Source organism: Pseudomonas multiresinivorans, from assembly GCF_012971725.1.
Classification (GTDB): domain Bacteria; phylum Pseudomonadota; class Gammaproteobacteria; order Pseudomonadales; family Pseudomonadaceae; genus Pseudomonas; species Pseudomonas multiresinivorans.
Genome location: NZ_CP048833.1, coordinates 2,694,569 through 2,708,731, shown reverse-complemented (window position 1 = coordinate 2,708,731; position 14,163 = coordinate 2,694,569). Strand labels below are relative to the sequence as shown.

Genomic DNA, 14,163 nt, shown 5'->3' with positions numbered 1-14,163 from the left:
GCACGGCCGCCTTGGGCGGCCGTCGCCCCTTCGCCTCAGGATCAGCCCATGAAAGAAGCCGTGATTCTCTCCACTGCCCGCACGCCTATCGCCAAGGCATTTCGCGGGGCATTCAACGCCACCACAGCACCGACCATGACCGCCTTCGCCATCCGTGCGGCCGTCGAACGTGCCGGTATCGATGCCGGCGAAATCGAAGATCTTGTGCTGGGGACGGGCATGCCTGCCGGCACTGCTGGCTGGAACCTGGGGCGCATGAGTGCGCTGGCTTCCGGGCTGCCCCTGTCGGTCAGCGGCCAGACCCTCGACCGCCAGTGCGCTTCGGGCCTCATGGCCATCGCGACCGCTGCCAAGCAGATCATGGTGGATGGCATGCAGGTCACCATCGGCGCCGGCCAGGAGCACATTTCCCTGGTGCAGAACCGCCACATGCAATGGGTCGGCGAGTTCCATGACAACCAGGTACTGCAGCATGAGCCATGTGCCTACATGCCGATGCTCAACACCGCGGAGCTGGTCGCGCTGCGCTACAACATCAGCCGTGAGGCGCAGGACGAGTATGCGCTGCAATCCCAGCAGCGCACGGCCACCGCCCAGGCGGCCGGCCTGTTCGAAGGCGAGATTGTCCCGGTCAGCGTGACTCGCCAGGTCGTTGACAAGGCCAGCGGCGTCACCAGCCTGGAACAGATGGAGCTGCGGCGTGACGAAGGCAATCGCCCACAGACCACCCTGGACGATCTCCAGGGCCTCAGGCCGGTGATCGAGAATGGCAGCATCACCGCCGGCAACGCCAGCCAGTTGTCTGATGGCGCCAGTGCGTGCGTGCTGATGGATGCGCGCCTGGCCGAGCAACGCAACCTGCAGCCGCTGGGCATCTATCGGGGCATCGCGGTGGCCGGCCTGGCGCCGGAGGAAATGGGAATCGGCCCCGTGCTCGCGGTGCCGAAACTGCTCAGGCAGCACGGCCTGAAAGTCGACGAGATCGGCCTGTGGGAGCTGAACGAAGCCTTCGCCTGCCAGGTGCTGTATTGCCGCGACAGGCTGGGCATCGACAACGCAAACCTGAACGTCAATGGCGGCGCCATCGCCATCGGCCACCCCTACGGCATGAGTGGCGCTCGCATGGTTGGGCACGCCCTGCTCGAAGGAAAACGCCGTGGGGTGAAGTACGTAGTGGTGACCATGTGCGTCGGTGGCGGCATGGGTGCGGCCGGCCTGTTCGAGGTGCTGTGATGCGGGATGATCTGTTCTCTCTGGCTGGCAGGACCGTGCTGGTCACCGGTGCCTCCAGCGGTATCGGCGCGCACCTGGCGCGAGTCGCCAGCCAGGCTGGTGCCCGTGTAGTACTCGCGGCGCGGCGCATTGATCGCCTCGAACATCTGGCTGCCGACCTGGGCTGGGAGGGAGGGCGTGCCATCGCGGTCGCCATGGACGTCACCTGCCGGGAAAGCGTCGAGTCAGCCTTCACCGCTGCCGAGAAGGCTTTCGGTGTGGTCGACGTGGTGCTCAACAACGCCGGTATCGGCAATGGCCAGCGCGCCCTGGAGATCAGCGAGGAAGACTGGCGCGCGATGCTCGCCACCAACCTCGATGGCGTCTGGCGCGTGGCACAGTGCGCCGCCCAGCGCATGGTGCGTGCAGGCGTATCGGGCAGTATCGTCAACATCGCTTCGATGCTCGGCCTGCGTGTCGGGACGGGCTACAGCCACTACTGCGCGGCCAAGGCCGGCGTGGTGCAACTGACGAAGTCTCTGGCACTGGAATTGGCGCGCCACGGCATACGCGTCAACGCTCTCGCACCGGGCTATTTCAAGACCGAGATGAACGATACCTACTTCGACAGCGAACAAGGCCAGGCCTACATCCGCAACGCCGTACCGCTGCGCCGCCTGGGCCAGTTGGCGGAACTGGAAGGCCCGTTCCTTCTGCTGGCCAGCGAGGCCGGCGCCTACATGAGCGGTGAGGTGATTGCCGTGGACGGCGGGCAACTGGTCGGTTCGCTCTGACGAGGCTCGAAGCAGGGTTGGCGCCGGAAGGCAAAAGCCTGGCGCCTTCGAGCGATATGCCCACGCCCCTCAACTGCCATCGTTTCGTCACGGCGCCTGCAAGGCGCCCCCTATATGACAACGAGGCCTGCAATGCACGATATTCCGCAAGACGAGCAACCCACTGGCGTCAGTCGCCGCTCCTTCATCCGTAACGCTGGAGTGGTCAGCGCTGCCGGAGCAGTGGCGGCACTTGGCGCGAACGCCACGCTAGCAGCGACGCAGGACACTGCGCGCCCGCTGCGTGCCAAGGACTGCGACTACGACGTTATCGTCATTGGTGGCGGTTTTGCCGGCGTTACCGCCGCGCGCGACAGCCGCAAGCAGGGCTACCGCACTCTGCTGCTGGAAGCCCGTAACCGTCTCGGCGGAAGAACCTTCAGCAGCCAGTTCGCCGGGCACCACATCGAGCTCGGCGGTACCTGGATCCACTGGACGCAGCCTTTCGTCTGGAGCGAAGTGCAGCGCTACGGGTTGCAGCTCAAGGAAACGCCTGAGCCTTTCGTTGAAGACAAACAGGTCATCTACGTCCAGCACGAAGGCCAGGGCGTTGAACTCAAGGGCGCAGACCTGGTGACCGTCGCCGAGGCGGTTCAGGCCTACTTTGCCGAAGGCCGGCGCATGTGGGAGCGGCCGTACGATGCCGCCCACACCTGGGAGGCGATCAGCGCCGCCGATGCCATGACCGCGGCCGACCGCTACGACGCGCTCAAGCTCACCCCGCTGCAGCGCACCATCGTCGATGCCTATGTCGGCGGCGCCGCCCATACCTCCAGCGACAAGGCCTCCTATGTCGATGCCCTGCGCTGGTGGTCTCTGCCCGGCTGGGACCTGTCGCTGTTCATCGATTCGCTGGGGCACTACAGCTTCAAGGACGGCACGATCAGCCTGATCAACGCCATGCTCGAGGAAGGTAAGCCCGAGGTCCGCTTGTCCACCCCGGTAAAGCACGTCGAGGACAAGGGCGACCGCGTGCTGATCACCACGCAGCAGGGTGAAACCCTGAGTGCCGGTGCGGTCATCGTGGCCGTGCCGATGAACGTTCTGCCGCGTATTGGCTTCTCCCCTGCCTTGGACCCGGCGCTGGTGGAGGCCGCCAAGGAACGTCACTCCGGTAGTGGTGTGAAAGTCTTCATCAAGACCCGTGGCAAGCTGCCGGTGGAAGGCAAGATGCTCGGCATCGCTGACTCGCACCAGCCGCTGAGCCTGCTGGTGACCTATGCCAAGGCCGAGGACCACACGATTTTCGTCGGTTTCGGCAGCGACCCGGAAAAGCTCGATATCCAGGACCGCGACGCGGTGCAGAAAGTCGTCGATGGTTTCTTCCCTGGCATGCAGGTTGAAGAGTGCTACGGCTACGAATGGACCCTCGACCCCTACTCCCTCGGCACTTACTGCAGCTACAAGCCCAAGTGGTTCGGCAAGTACTACGACCACTTCCAGCAGGATCGCGGCCGCGTGCTGTTCGGCCAGGGCGACCATGGCGAAGGCTGGCGCGGCTTCATCGATGGCGCCATTGCCGCCGGTGGCAAAGCGGCGCTGCGGGCGCACAAGCTGCTCGGCTGAGGCACGCCCGGTGATCGCCTGTACAAGGCGATCACTGGGAACTCAACCGCGTGCGGCCTGCTGGCGGAATTCCCGCGGCGTGAAGCCGGTCCAGCGGCGAAATGCGCGGGTGAAGGAGCTGGACTCGTTGTAACCCAGCCGCGTGGCAATTTCCGTGAGGTTGGCCGGGGAGCGACGCACCAGGTCCACTGCCAGGGCCTGGCGAATCTCTTCCACCAGATCGTTGAACTCCAGATCAAGCTCGCGCAGGCGACGTTGCAAGGTGCGCTTGCTCATGCACAGCTGGCCGGCGATGTCATCCAGGTTGATGCCACTTCCCAGGCACGTCTCTATCGCCAGTCCCAACCGAGCGGTCAGGTCAGTATCAGCCAGGCGCTGCCGGCGGGCCTCTTCCAGGCCCGGCTGCAAGGCCTGGAACAGCCGGGGGTCGGCGCTCAGCAGCGGCTCGTCGAGCATTGCCGCAGGCCACAGCATGAGGTTATCCGGCTGGCCGAAACGCACCTGGCAGGGGAACGACCGCAGGTGCTCGCTGATGTCGTCCGGTTGCTCGTGGGCAAAATCGACGCGGCACACCTCGTACTTGCCGCCCGTGACCTCGCGTATCCGGTTGTAGAGCGCGCCGAAGGCATATTCGGCGTCCTGCCGGCGTTGGGTGATGCTCGGGTCGCTGATCCGGTAGCGGATTGCCAGGTGCTCGCCGAGTGTCGACCAGCTCACTTCGTTGGCCTGCGCATGCACGACCAGGTAGCGCTCCGCGAAGTCGAGCATCGCACGCACGTTGGCGGCCGCGCGGATCGCATGACCGAAACCGCCCAACAACGTCGCGTTAGGCGTGGTGTTGAAATGGCCCAGACCGAGTTTGAGGCCCAGCGCGGGGTCCAGCTCACTGGCGGCGATTTCCAGCAGCTGCACGTAGTTGCTCAGCGGAATCTGCCGCTCGGGGTGGTCGAGCACGCCCTCCCCCAGCCCTGCCGCTGCGAGAAAAGGCCGAAACATCGCCGCGTGGGTCTGCAGCAAGGCCTCGGCGTAGATGGTGTGTTTCAATCGAGACATGAGGCGTCGCTCGTTGTTGTTCTTGTCATGGCCAGTGCGAGGCAGTTCCTCGCTGTCATTTCATTGTCCCTCACGCCCGGATAAAGAGCAGTGGCACTTCGTCGATTGGCGTGCAAGGACAATATGCTGACACGCAAGGACGATATGCATACCCCCCGTTCTGGGATCGTTTGGCCTCATCCGGCAAGCCATCCCGAGGAACGCCATGACCCGCCAGTCGCTGCTGTGCCTGTTCGTCTGCACGCTGATCTGCCCCTGGGCACTCGCTTCGTCCACCGACAAGCCGAACATCGTGCTGATCCTGATGGACAACCTCGGCTATGGCGAGCTCGGCGCTTATGGCGGTGGCGTCCTGCGCGGTGCAGCGACTCCGCGGATCGACCAGCTCGCTGCAGAGGGGGTGCGCCTGACCAACTTCAACGTCGAGGCGCAGTGCACACCGTCGCGCTCGGCCCTGATGACCGGCCGCTATCCGATTCGCTCCGGTACCTCTCGCATCCCCTCGGGCGGAGCGCCGGATGGGCTCACCCTGTGGGAGGTAACCCTCGCCGAAGTCCTGTCCAGGCGTGGCTACGCCACCGGTATCTGGGGAAAATGGCATCTGGGCAGCAGCGAAGCGCGCTTCCCGACACACCAGGGCTTCGACGAATGGTACGGCGTGCCGCGCACCTACGATGAAGCGATGTGGTCCGGCTCCGATCACATGGAGGGGCTGACGCCGGCCATTGGCAGCCAGCAGGGATTGAGCCCGTCGCTGGTGCCACCGCAATACATCTACGAGGCGCGTGCGGGCGAGCCAGCGAAGAAAGTGGCAGAGCTGACCTTGCAGACACGACGCACCCTGGATGCCGAGATCACCCGCCGGGCAACCGACTTCATCCAGCGCAACGCCAAGGTAGGCAAGCCGTTCTTCGCTTACATCCCCTACTCACTCGTACACATGCCGGTCATGCCCAATCCGGCTTTCGAAGGGCGCACCGGTAATGGCTCCTGGGCCGATGGTCTGGCGGAGATGGACGACAACACCGGACGCATCCTTGATGCGCTGCGCGAGGCCGGTGTGGCCGACAACACGCTGGTGATCTTCACCAGCGACAACGGTGGCGAGGCGACCAGCCCGTGGGAAGGCGCCAACGGTCCCTGGCGCGGCACCTACTTCACTGCCATGGAGGCCTCGCTGCGCGCACCTTTCATCCTCCGCTGGCCTGGCAAGGCGCCCATTGGCATGGTCAGCAACGACATAGTGCAGATATCCGACCTGTTCACCACCCTGGGGCATGCAGCAGGCGCCGAGCTGCCCAGTGACCGCCCGATCGATGGGGTCGACCAACTGCCCTTCCTCACCGGGCAGCAACCGCACTCCGCGCGTGACAGTGTTCCGGCCTATGTGGGCGAGCGTTTGTACGCGGTGAAGTGGCGCAACTGGAAGGTCCATTTCATCTGGCAGGAAAACATGTACGACCCGCCTCAGCAGCTGCCAGTACCCAAGATCATCAATCTGCTGACTGACCTGCGCGAAGAGCACAACGTCGCCGCCACCAATTCCTGGGTCGCTCACCCGGTAATGAAAATGATCGGCGCGCTCAATGCCAGCCTCAAGCAGTACCCGCCGATTCCCCCCGGCAGTCCTGATCCCTATCAGCCTCCCCGCTGAACCGAGAAGGTGCTGCTCCTTTGGGCCGGGCTTTGCCCGGTCTTTTTTTGCCTGCACGTCGCCTCCGCAAATTGGCACCCAATGACAAGACGGTGGCGTGCTTCAGCGATCCACCCGGGCACCGGAACTGCGATTTTTCAGGCAACGGCGTTCACAGCGCCGCACTCCCCTGAACCTCCTGTCGCGCGCCAAGGCGCGCAGAGCCCTGATGACAATGCCCAGAAACCTTTCACCACTGGCTCTGACCAGTCTGTTCGCGGGAGCACTGCTCCTGGCTGACCTTGCGCAGGCCGCCAACTGCGATGCCACCCCCGGCCAGCGGGTCTTCGAAAACAAGTGCAGCGCCTGCCATGCCCTCGGCGAGGACCGCGTGGGCCCGCACCTTTCCGGCGTGGTCGGCCGGCGAGTCGGTTCGGTTGCCGGTTACACCTATTCGGCCGACCTGGCCTCGGCCGGTACCGACTGGTCGCTGGAACGCCTCGACCAGTGGCTGAGCAGCCCCGCCCGACTCTACCCCGGTACGGCAATGGCCTTCGGCGGCATCCGTAATCCAGCCGATCGCCAGGCCCTGCTGTGTTTCCTCCAGCAACAGCACTGAGCCTTTACCTGCACTTCCTCACCCGTATGGCATGACAACAAGGAAAACAATCAATGCACGCCAACACCTTCACCCGTTGCCTGCTGGCCGGCGCGGTCTCCCTCGCCGCGGCCGGCCAGGCCGGCGCAGCCGCCTTCACGCTGGGCGAGATCAAGGGCCAGTTCGACTCGAGTCTGTCCATCGGCGAGAGCTGGTCGACGGCCAGCCCCGACAAGAAACTGATCGACGTGAGCAACGGCGGAACCGGTCACTCGTCCACCGGTGATGACGGGCGCCTGAATTTCAGCAAGGGCGACGCCTTCTCGAAAATCTTCAAGGGCGTGCACGACCTGCAGCTCACCTACGACGACACCAGCTTCTTCTTGCGCGGCAAGTACTGGTACGACTTCCAGCTGAAGGATGAGAACCATCCTTTCAAGGAAATCAGCGACCACGGCCGCGAGATGGCCTCGCGATCCTCCGGTGCCGAGTTCCTCGACGCCTACGTTTCGCAGAAATACGAGCTGGCGGAGCGGCCAGGTAACGTGCGCCTGGGCAAGCAGGTCATCAGCTGGGGCGAAAGCACTTTCTATGGCAACTCGATCAATGCCATCAACCCGCTGGATGTCGCCGCCTTGCGCCGCCCCGGCGCGGAACTCAAGGAAGGGCTGATTCCGGTCAACGCGCTGTATGTCTCGCAGAGCGTGAACGAAAAGGTGAGCGTGGAGGGCTTCTACCAGTTGCAGTGGAAGCCCTACGCCTTCGACAACTGCGGCACCTTCTTCGGCAGCGATGTAGTCGCCAAGGGCTGCAATACCAACATGACCGTGGGCTTCGCCGATGCAGAGGCGCTCGAAGCCCAGGCGGCCGCCCTTGGCCTGGGCTTCGGCGTCAACGGTCGCGAAGGCGTCTACGTGCCGCGGGAGAAGAACCGCGAGCCCGGCGACAGCGGCCAGTATGGCCTGGCCATGCACTGGCTCGACGATGGCGCGGAGTACGGCGTCTATTACCTCAACTACCATTCGCGGATTCCCTTCGCCAACACCCGCACAGCCAAGGGCGTGGTCGGCCAGCTCGATGCCCTGCTCGCCGCCGATCCCAGCGGCGAGCTGGCCATCGCCAGCACCCTGGGCAACAGCAGCTATTACCTGACCTACCCAGAAGACATCCACCTGTTCGGTGCCAGCTTCGCCACCACCCTGCCCACCGGCACGGCCTGGAGCGGCGAGATCAGCTACCGCCCCAACGCTCCCGTCGACATCAACGGCACCGACGTCGGCGCTGCGGTACTCAACCCGGTCTACACCGCACTGACCGGCGCCGCCGCGGAGCCCACCGTTCCGAGCGTCGAAGGTCAGGTCAACGAAGGCTACAAGCGCAAGGAAGTGACCCAGCTGCAGAGCACCCTGCTGCACATCTTCGACCCCATGCTTGGCGCGGAGTCCCTGGTGCTGGTTGGCGAGGCGGCCATCACCCATATCGGTGGCCTGGAATCCCTGGACCGCCAGCGCTACGGCCGGGACTCGGTGTACGGCGATGTCACCAACTCGCGCCACGGTTACTACAGCGCGACCTCCTGGGGCTACACGGTCAGCGCCCAGCTCGACTACAGCGACGTCTTCGCTGGCATCAACCTCAAGCCCAACCTGGGCTGGAGTCACGACGTGCATGGCTACGGCCCGGTGTTCAACGAGGGATCGAAAGCCATCAGCGTCGGCGTCGACGCGGACTACCGCAGCACCTACACCGCCAGCCTGGCTTACACCAATTTCTTCGGCGGCGACTTCAACACCAACGTCGACCGCGACTTCGTCTCGCTGAGCTTCGGCGTGAACTTCTGAACAGGAAAACGAGCAGCATGAAAAACCGCAAACTGATGCAAACCGGTACCCTTGCAGTCGCACTCTCACTGTTGGCCAGTAGCGTGATGGCGGCCGTCAGCCCTCAGGAAGCCGAACTATTGGGCACCAAGCTGACGCCGATTGGCGCGCAAAAGGAAGGCAATGCCGACGGCAGCATTCCCGCCTGGACCGGCGGCCTGCCGAAGAGCGCGGGGCAAGTGGATGCCGGCGGCTTCCTCAGTGATCCTTTCGCCGCTGAAAAGCCGCTTTTCGTCATCACCGCTGCGAACGCCGAGCAGTACAAGGACAAGCTCAGCGTCGGCCAGCTGGCGATGCTCAAGCGCTACCCGGACAGCTACCGGATCCCTGTGTATCCGACCCACCGCAGTGCCGCGGTTCCACAGCAGATCGCAGCCCTGGCCAAGCAGAGCGCGCTCAAGACCCAGTCGATCAATGATGGCAACGGTCTGGCCGAATTCTCCAGCACGGGCTACTACGCCTTCCCTATCCCGAAGAACGGCGTCGAGGTGGTGTGGAACCACGTCACCCGCTACCTGGGCGGCAGCTTCAAGCGCAGCTACATCCAGGCAACTCCCCAGGAAAACGGCGGTTTCACCCCGGTGCGTTTCGAGGAGGAGCAGGTCTTCCCGCCACAGATTTCCGGCCTGCCCAAGGACGAAACGGACAACCTTCTCTACTACTACAAGCAGTGGGTCACCGCGCCGGCACGCCTGGCCGGCACCGTGGCAGTGGTGCATGAAACCATCGACCAGGTGAAGGAGCCGCGCCTGGCCTGGGTCTATAACGCTGGCCAGCGCCGAGTAAGACGCGCGCCACAGCTGGCGTATGACGGCCCGGGCACGGCCTCGGACGGCCTGCGCACTTCCGATGACCTGGATATGTTCAACGGCGCGCCGGACCGCTACGACTGGAAACTCGTTGGCAAGAAGGAGATGTACATTCCCTACAACAGCTACCGCCTGGAGTCGCCGCAGCTGAAATACGACGACATCGTCAAGGCCGGACACATCAACCAGGACCATACGCGCTATGAGCTGCACCGGGTCTGGGAGGTAGTCGCCACGCTCAAGCCCGGCGCCCGGCATCTCTACTCACAGCGGCACTTCTACCTCGACGAAGACACCTGGCAGATCGTCGAGGAAGATCGCTACGACGGCCGCGGCCAGCTCTGGCGCGTCGGCGAAGGGCATATCCTCTATCGCTACGACCAACAGGCCTCCTACGCGGCGGCGGAAACGCTGTATGACTTGCAGTCGGGACGCTACATGGTGGTGGGCTTGCGCAACGAGGAACCGCGCAATACCCAGTACGGGTTCACCGCCAAGGCGTTCGACTACACCCCCGCTGCCTTGCGCAACGATGGTCTGCGCTGAGTCAGCGCCGCACCTGGAGAGCGGGGCCCGGCGGGCCCCGCTTCAGGTTTGCAGATCAAGGCAACGGCTTCGCCTCGGGGAACTTCCAGCTGCCGTCCAGCAACTCGGCCTGGGGACGATACAGACGCACCATGTAGTTCCAGCCCGGAGTGATCGGCAGGCAGTTCGCCTGCTTGCCATCGCAACCGCCAAACAGCACCTGCACCGAACCATCGGCGGCGCGCTTGGCCGTGAGGTTGTTCAGGGTGTAGGCGTTCTGCGGGTTGGCCTGGAAGTAGCCTGCGGCGTTGTACACACTGATCGACCAGAAGGCATCCACCGGTACCCGTCCGACCGTCAGCCCGTAGCGCGTGGTGCCGTCATTTCGCTCCGGCGTGACATTCAGGTACAGCGCATCGCGCTCCGGGTTACCGCCCCAGGCCGAGGCACTGCCGATCAGGTGCCGCAGCGGATCGACCTGGCCGCGCGCGCCGAACATGCCGCGCGAGTCCGGCAGGGTCGCCGCCAGGCCTAGCAACGCAGTGCGAACACGTTGCTGACTGGCTGCATCCCACGAGGTCTCCTCATAGCGTCCGGGCCCTGCCGGTTGGCTCACCCGTACCTGCTGCTGCAGCGCATGGGCAGCCTGCAGGTCACTGGCATCGGTGGGGTCGACCAGAGTACGGATACCGACGAGCACATAGCGCGTGCCGATCTGCTGGCGATCGAAGCGATAGGTGCCAGCGCCGTAGCCCATCGGTGAGGTGTACTGGTCCTGGCTATAGGCGACCAGCGAGAAGTAGCGCTTGCCGGCATCGGGTAGCGTGATGCTCACCGGGCCGGCGTCGAGGTCGAACACCGCCGAGGAATACAGCGTGTCGCGGTTAGGGCGGACAATCACCTGGCTGTCGATCGGCACCAGTGCGGCGTTGTGCACGAACTGGCCGAAACCGCCGCGCTTGACGGTCAGATCGAAGAAGCGCGCCGACTCGGCACGGGTGAAGTTGTCGATGGTCACCGTCGTTTCGGCGGCCAGCGCGGGCGCCTGGGCAGTGGCGACCGCCAGGGCCAGGAAAGTGGCCTTGAATGCGGACATTGCGGTTTCCTTGTTGTTGTATTCAGTCAATGCGTTGCACGCGGGGAGCCTGCCAGTGGCCGTCGAGCGCTGCAGGCCTGGGCCAGTAGAGCCGACCGGCGATGTAGAACGGCCCGTCGGGAGCGGGTAGCCAGTTCGCCTGCAGCGCGCCAGCCGGCGGCTGGTGCTGGATGTAAAGGGTCAGGCCGCCATCGGCATCGTGCTGCAGCGTTGGCAGCATCGCCGAGTTGATCAGATAGCGATTCAGCGGGTTGGCCACCAGCAATCGAGCCGAGTCGTACATCGTCAGCGACCAGAAGGCGTTGACTGGCGGCAGTTGGCCGGGAGCGAAGCGCAAGGTGTAGCGATGCCGCGAGGCATCCAGTTTTTCGCCGCTGCTGTCTAGGTAGAACGGCGGATAGAGGGTTTCCTCCTTGTCATTGCCGTACAGCCCGGTGACCGTCGCCCGCATCCGATATAGGTAGTTGTCGCCCAGGAAGGCGCGACTGCCGAGGAAATTGCTGGTGGCGACCTCGCCGCGTGCCACGCGCTGGCCCAGGGCGTCGAAATCGCGCCAGGCGTCGGCAATGCCTGCCTTGATCGCTTCCCGCAAGTCCGCCGGCAGGTTGTCCGCATCGAAATGCTGGCCCGAACCTATCCCCAGCCTGGCGAAGCGGGCCATCAGAGCCTTCTCGGATGGATGAGTCGGGCAGTACCCGAGCACGAAGTTGAGCTGCTCGAAGAACTCGAGACTGCTGCGCTCCGCCTCGGCGCTGAGCGGCACACGGAAGTCCACCGGCGGTACGGCAGGCGGCGCAGGCTGACCAAGGAACGCCGAGAGCGTCTGCACCTTGTAACCCGCCTGGACCTGCTTGACATTCTCCAGGTCGTCAGTCCCCTTGAGCTGAGTGCGATAGAAGACGAAAGCGAACTCAGTTTCCGAGCGGAATACGCGATCGATGCCCGGCGGTACAGCGCCGTCCCAGTCCGGCCCGGCGAGCAGGAAGCGCCCACCACCATTGCCAGTGGTGCGGCTGCCGACGTAGCCGAAGTTGTAGGTGTAGGCATCGACGAACTGCGCCGAGTAGTAGCGCCCGTCCTCGATTGCCGGCAGGGTCAGTACCAGCGGCTCGCGGCGCAGGTCGGCGCCGAGCTGGGAGTACGGAGTATCGGCATTGGGCGTCGGGTATGCCTTGTCTTCCGGGGTGTAGATGCGCGCGGTGTTGTGCAGAGTGTTCCAGGGTGCCTTGAATTCCGGATGCTGGCGGTCCTGGAAATAGGTGTACTGCACCCGGTAGTTGTCCACCAATGGGAAGCCGTAGATATAGGCATCCCTGGCGATGGCCCGGGCCTCCTGCGGCGATGGTGCTGCTGCGTGGGCGCCCGAGAACGCCGTCAGCAGCAAGGCAATGAGGAAAAAGGGACGTTTCTTGTTGTTCACGTTCGTCTCCTGGAGCCGGCCAGCGACGACCGGCATGGTGGGAAGGCTTGAATCTTTCTATTTCACGGGATCGATAGCCGGACCGTTCGGTTTCCAGGTACGAATCCGCCGGGCAGCCTCGCCCTCCTCGCGGTAGGCATGGCAGGTATTGAGGACCCAATGGGTTGGCATCTGGAACGACGGATCGGCGGCTGCACGTTCACGCAGGCGTTTCTGTTGCAGGGGTGCGAGCGTCTGAATGGCAGTGGTGGCCATGGGGCCGAGCAGTTCGGTCAGGTGCGTGCAACCGACGGTTCCGCCAACCCGTTCGGCGACTCGTCGTTTGAAACCAGCGCCGATGCGCACCCCTGCCAGTGCGCGGTAAGCCTCGGTCACCTGGCCGCATTCGGGGGTCGGAGCCTGCTCGCTGAAGGCCTCGACGCTGTGAATCACCAGGTCCCAGTCCAGCACCATCACCAGACGCATCTGGTGCAGCACGCCGCTGGCAGCCACCTTGCCGTAGATGAATTGTGTCTCTTCGCTCTTGGTGTCGATCAGGCAGCCTTCGATTTCGAACAGCCCGTCCTCGCGCTGGTAGCCACGGCACTGCACCTGGCGGTCATGCAGCAGGCGACGTGGCGGTCGTGAGTCTTGCATGGAAATTTCTCCGCTTGAGCAAAAGACCAGGGGCGCCGTGGCGCCCCTGTCATTTACACGGTGCCCAGGCCGCCACCGCAGACCAGGACCTGCCCGGAGACATAGTCGGACTCCGGAATGCAGAACAGGTACACCGCATCGGCCGCTTCGTCCGGGGTACCCGGACGACCCAGTGGGATCAGCGTCTTCGAGGCCTCGACGGTCGCTGGGCTGATACCCACCTTGATCTGCCGGCCTTCGATGTCGATGAAGGTCGGATCGCCTTCCACCGGCTGGGTCTGGCGGGTCTCGATGTGGCCGAAAGCCACGGCGTTGACGTTGACCTTGTAGCGCCCCCACTCCTTGGACAGGGCCTTGGTCATGCCCAGCACGCCGGCCTTGGCGGTGGAATAGTTCATCTGGCCCGGGTTGCCGGCGGCCGATACCGAGGAGATGTTCACCACCTTGCGGTTGACCACCCTGCCCTCCGCTGCCTCCTGCTTGGCCAGGGCGCTGATGATCGGCTGGGCGGCACGCAAGATGCGGAATGGCGCGGTGATGTGGCAGTCGATGATGGCGTACCACTGCTCGTCGCTCATCTTCTGGATCACGCTGTCCCAGGTGTAGCCGGCATTATTGACGATGATATCCAGCGTGCCGTAGGCATCCATGGCGGTCTTCACGAAACGATCGGCGAAGTCCACGGCGGTGACGCTGCCGATACAGGCAACGGCGTCGCCACCCTCGCTACGAATCTGTGCGACGACCTCCTCGGCCGGGGCCGCATCGAGATCGTTGACGACCACGCGGGCGCCCTCGCGGGCCAGTTTCAGCGCGACGCTGCGGCCAATGCCACGGCCGGAGCCGGTGACCAGCGCCACCTTGCCTTCGAGTTTCTTCATCGGGGTTTCCTTGTTTCTTGT

12 protein-coding genes are annotated in these 14,163 nt (G+C 64.2%); 7 read left to right on the top strand and 5 right to left on the bottom strand.

The window, feature by feature from the left end; genetic code table 11:
- The first annotated feature begins 48 nt into the window (after positions 1–48).
- The 3 genes from G4G71_RS12550 to G4G71_RS12540 all read left to right on the top strand — a co-directional run bounded on the left by G4G71_RS12550 (position 49) and on the right by G4G71_RS12540 (position 3,611).
- Positions 49–1,233 carry an acetyl-CoA C-acyltransferase gene (locus tag G4G71_RS12550; RefSeq protein ID WP_138526257.1) on the top strand — a complete coding sequence of 395 codons (1,185 nt, stop codon included), beginning with the start codon at positions 49–51 and terminating at the stop codon, positions 1,231–1,233.
- Positions 1,233–2,006 (top strand): SDR family NAD(P)-dependent oxidoreductase, encoded by a 774-nt coding sequence (locus G4G71_RS12545; protein WP_138526256.1) that lies wholly within the window; start codon positions 1,233–1,235, stop codon positions 2,004–2,006. The genes G4G71_RS12550 and G4G71_RS12545 overlap by 1 nt, the downstream gene beginning before the upstream one ends.
- Positions 2,007–2,138: 132 nt before the next feature.
- Positions 2,139–3,611: a flavin monoamine oxidase family protein gene (locus G4G71_RS12540; protein ID WP_138526255.1), complete on the top strand. Its 1,473-nt coding sequence runs from the start codon at positions 2,139–2,141 to the stop codon at positions 3,609–3,611.
- A 42-nt stretch (positions 3,612–3,653) separates the two neighbouring features.
- Here G4G71_RS12540 and G4G71_RS12535 read toward each other — a convergent pair whose 3' ends face one another.
- Positions 3,654–4,664, bottom strand: coding sequence for an AraC family transcriptional regulator (locus G4G71_RS12535; protein WP_138526254.1), 1,011 nt, complete (start codon positions 4,662–4,664; stop codon positions 3,654–3,656).
- A gap of 205 nt (positions 4,665–4,869) precedes the next feature.
- On the opposite strand from G4G71_RS12535, the gene G4G71_RS12530 reads away from it, so the two are divergent.
- The 4 genes from G4G71_RS12530 (at position 4,870) to G4G71_RS12515 (ending at position 10,130) form a co-directional block, all read left to right on the top strand.
- The gene (locus G4G71_RS12530; protein ID WP_138526253.1) at positions 4,870–6,318 is read left to right on the top strand and encodes an arylsulfatase; all 1,449 of its coding nucleotides are present in this window, start codon (positions 4,870–4,872) and stop codon (positions 6,316–6,318) included.
- A gap of 208 nt (positions 6,319–6,526) precedes the next feature.
- Positions 6,527–6,916 carry a c-type cytochrome gene (locus tag G4G71_RS12525; protein ID WP_240201628.1) on the top strand — a complete coding sequence of 130 codons (390 nt, stop codon included), beginning with the start codon at positions 6,527–6,529 and terminating at the stop codon, positions 6,914–6,916.
- Between the two features lie 53 nt (positions 6,917–6,969).
- Positions 6,970–8,736 carry a DUF1302 domain-containing protein gene (locus tag G4G71_RS12520; RefSeq protein WP_138526252.1) on the top strand — a complete coding sequence of 589 codons (1,767 nt, stop codon included), beginning with the start codon at positions 6,970–6,972 and terminating at the stop codon, positions 8,734–8,736.
- Between the two features lie 17 nt (positions 8,737–8,753).
- Positions 8,754–10,130, top strand: a complete 1,377-nt coding sequence (locus tag G4G71_RS12515; protein ID WP_138526251.1) for a DUF1329 domain-containing protein — start codon at positions 8,754–8,756, stop codon at positions 10,128–10,130.
- A 55-nt stretch (positions 10,131–10,185) separates the two neighbouring features.
- Here the strand turns inward: G4G71_RS12515 and G4G71_RS12510 are convergent, their stop codons facing one another.
- The 4 genes from G4G71_RS12510 to G4G71_RS12495 are packed head-to-tail and all read right to left on the bottom strand — an operon-like array spanning position 10,186 to position 14,142.
- On the bottom strand, positions 10,186–11,205 hold the full coding sequence (locus G4G71_RS12510) for a DUF1254 domain-containing protein (protein ID WP_138526250.1): 1,020 nt from the start codon (positions 11,203–11,205) through the stop codon (positions 10,186–10,188).
- A gap of 22 nt (positions 11,206–11,227) precedes the next feature.
- A complete protein-coding gene (locus G4G71_RS12505; protein WP_240964911.1) occupies positions 11,228–12,625 on the bottom strand; it encodes a DUF1254 domain-containing protein in 1,398 nt (465 codons plus the stop codon).
- 57 nt (positions 12,626–12,682) lie between these two features.
- On the bottom strand, positions 12,683–13,261 hold the full coding sequence (locus tag G4G71_RS12500; protein ID WP_169938010.1) for a DUF2889 domain-containing protein: 579 nt from the start codon (positions 13,259–13,261) through the stop codon (positions 12,683–12,685).
- A 53-nt stretch (positions 13,262–13,314) separates the two neighbouring features.
- Positions 13,315–14,142, bottom strand: coding sequence for an SDR family NAD(P)-dependent oxidoreductase (locus G4G71_RS12495; RefSeq protein WP_138526247.1), 828 nt, complete (start codon positions 14,140–14,142; stop codon positions 13,315–13,317).
- Positions 14,143–14,163: the final 21 nt, after the last annotated feature.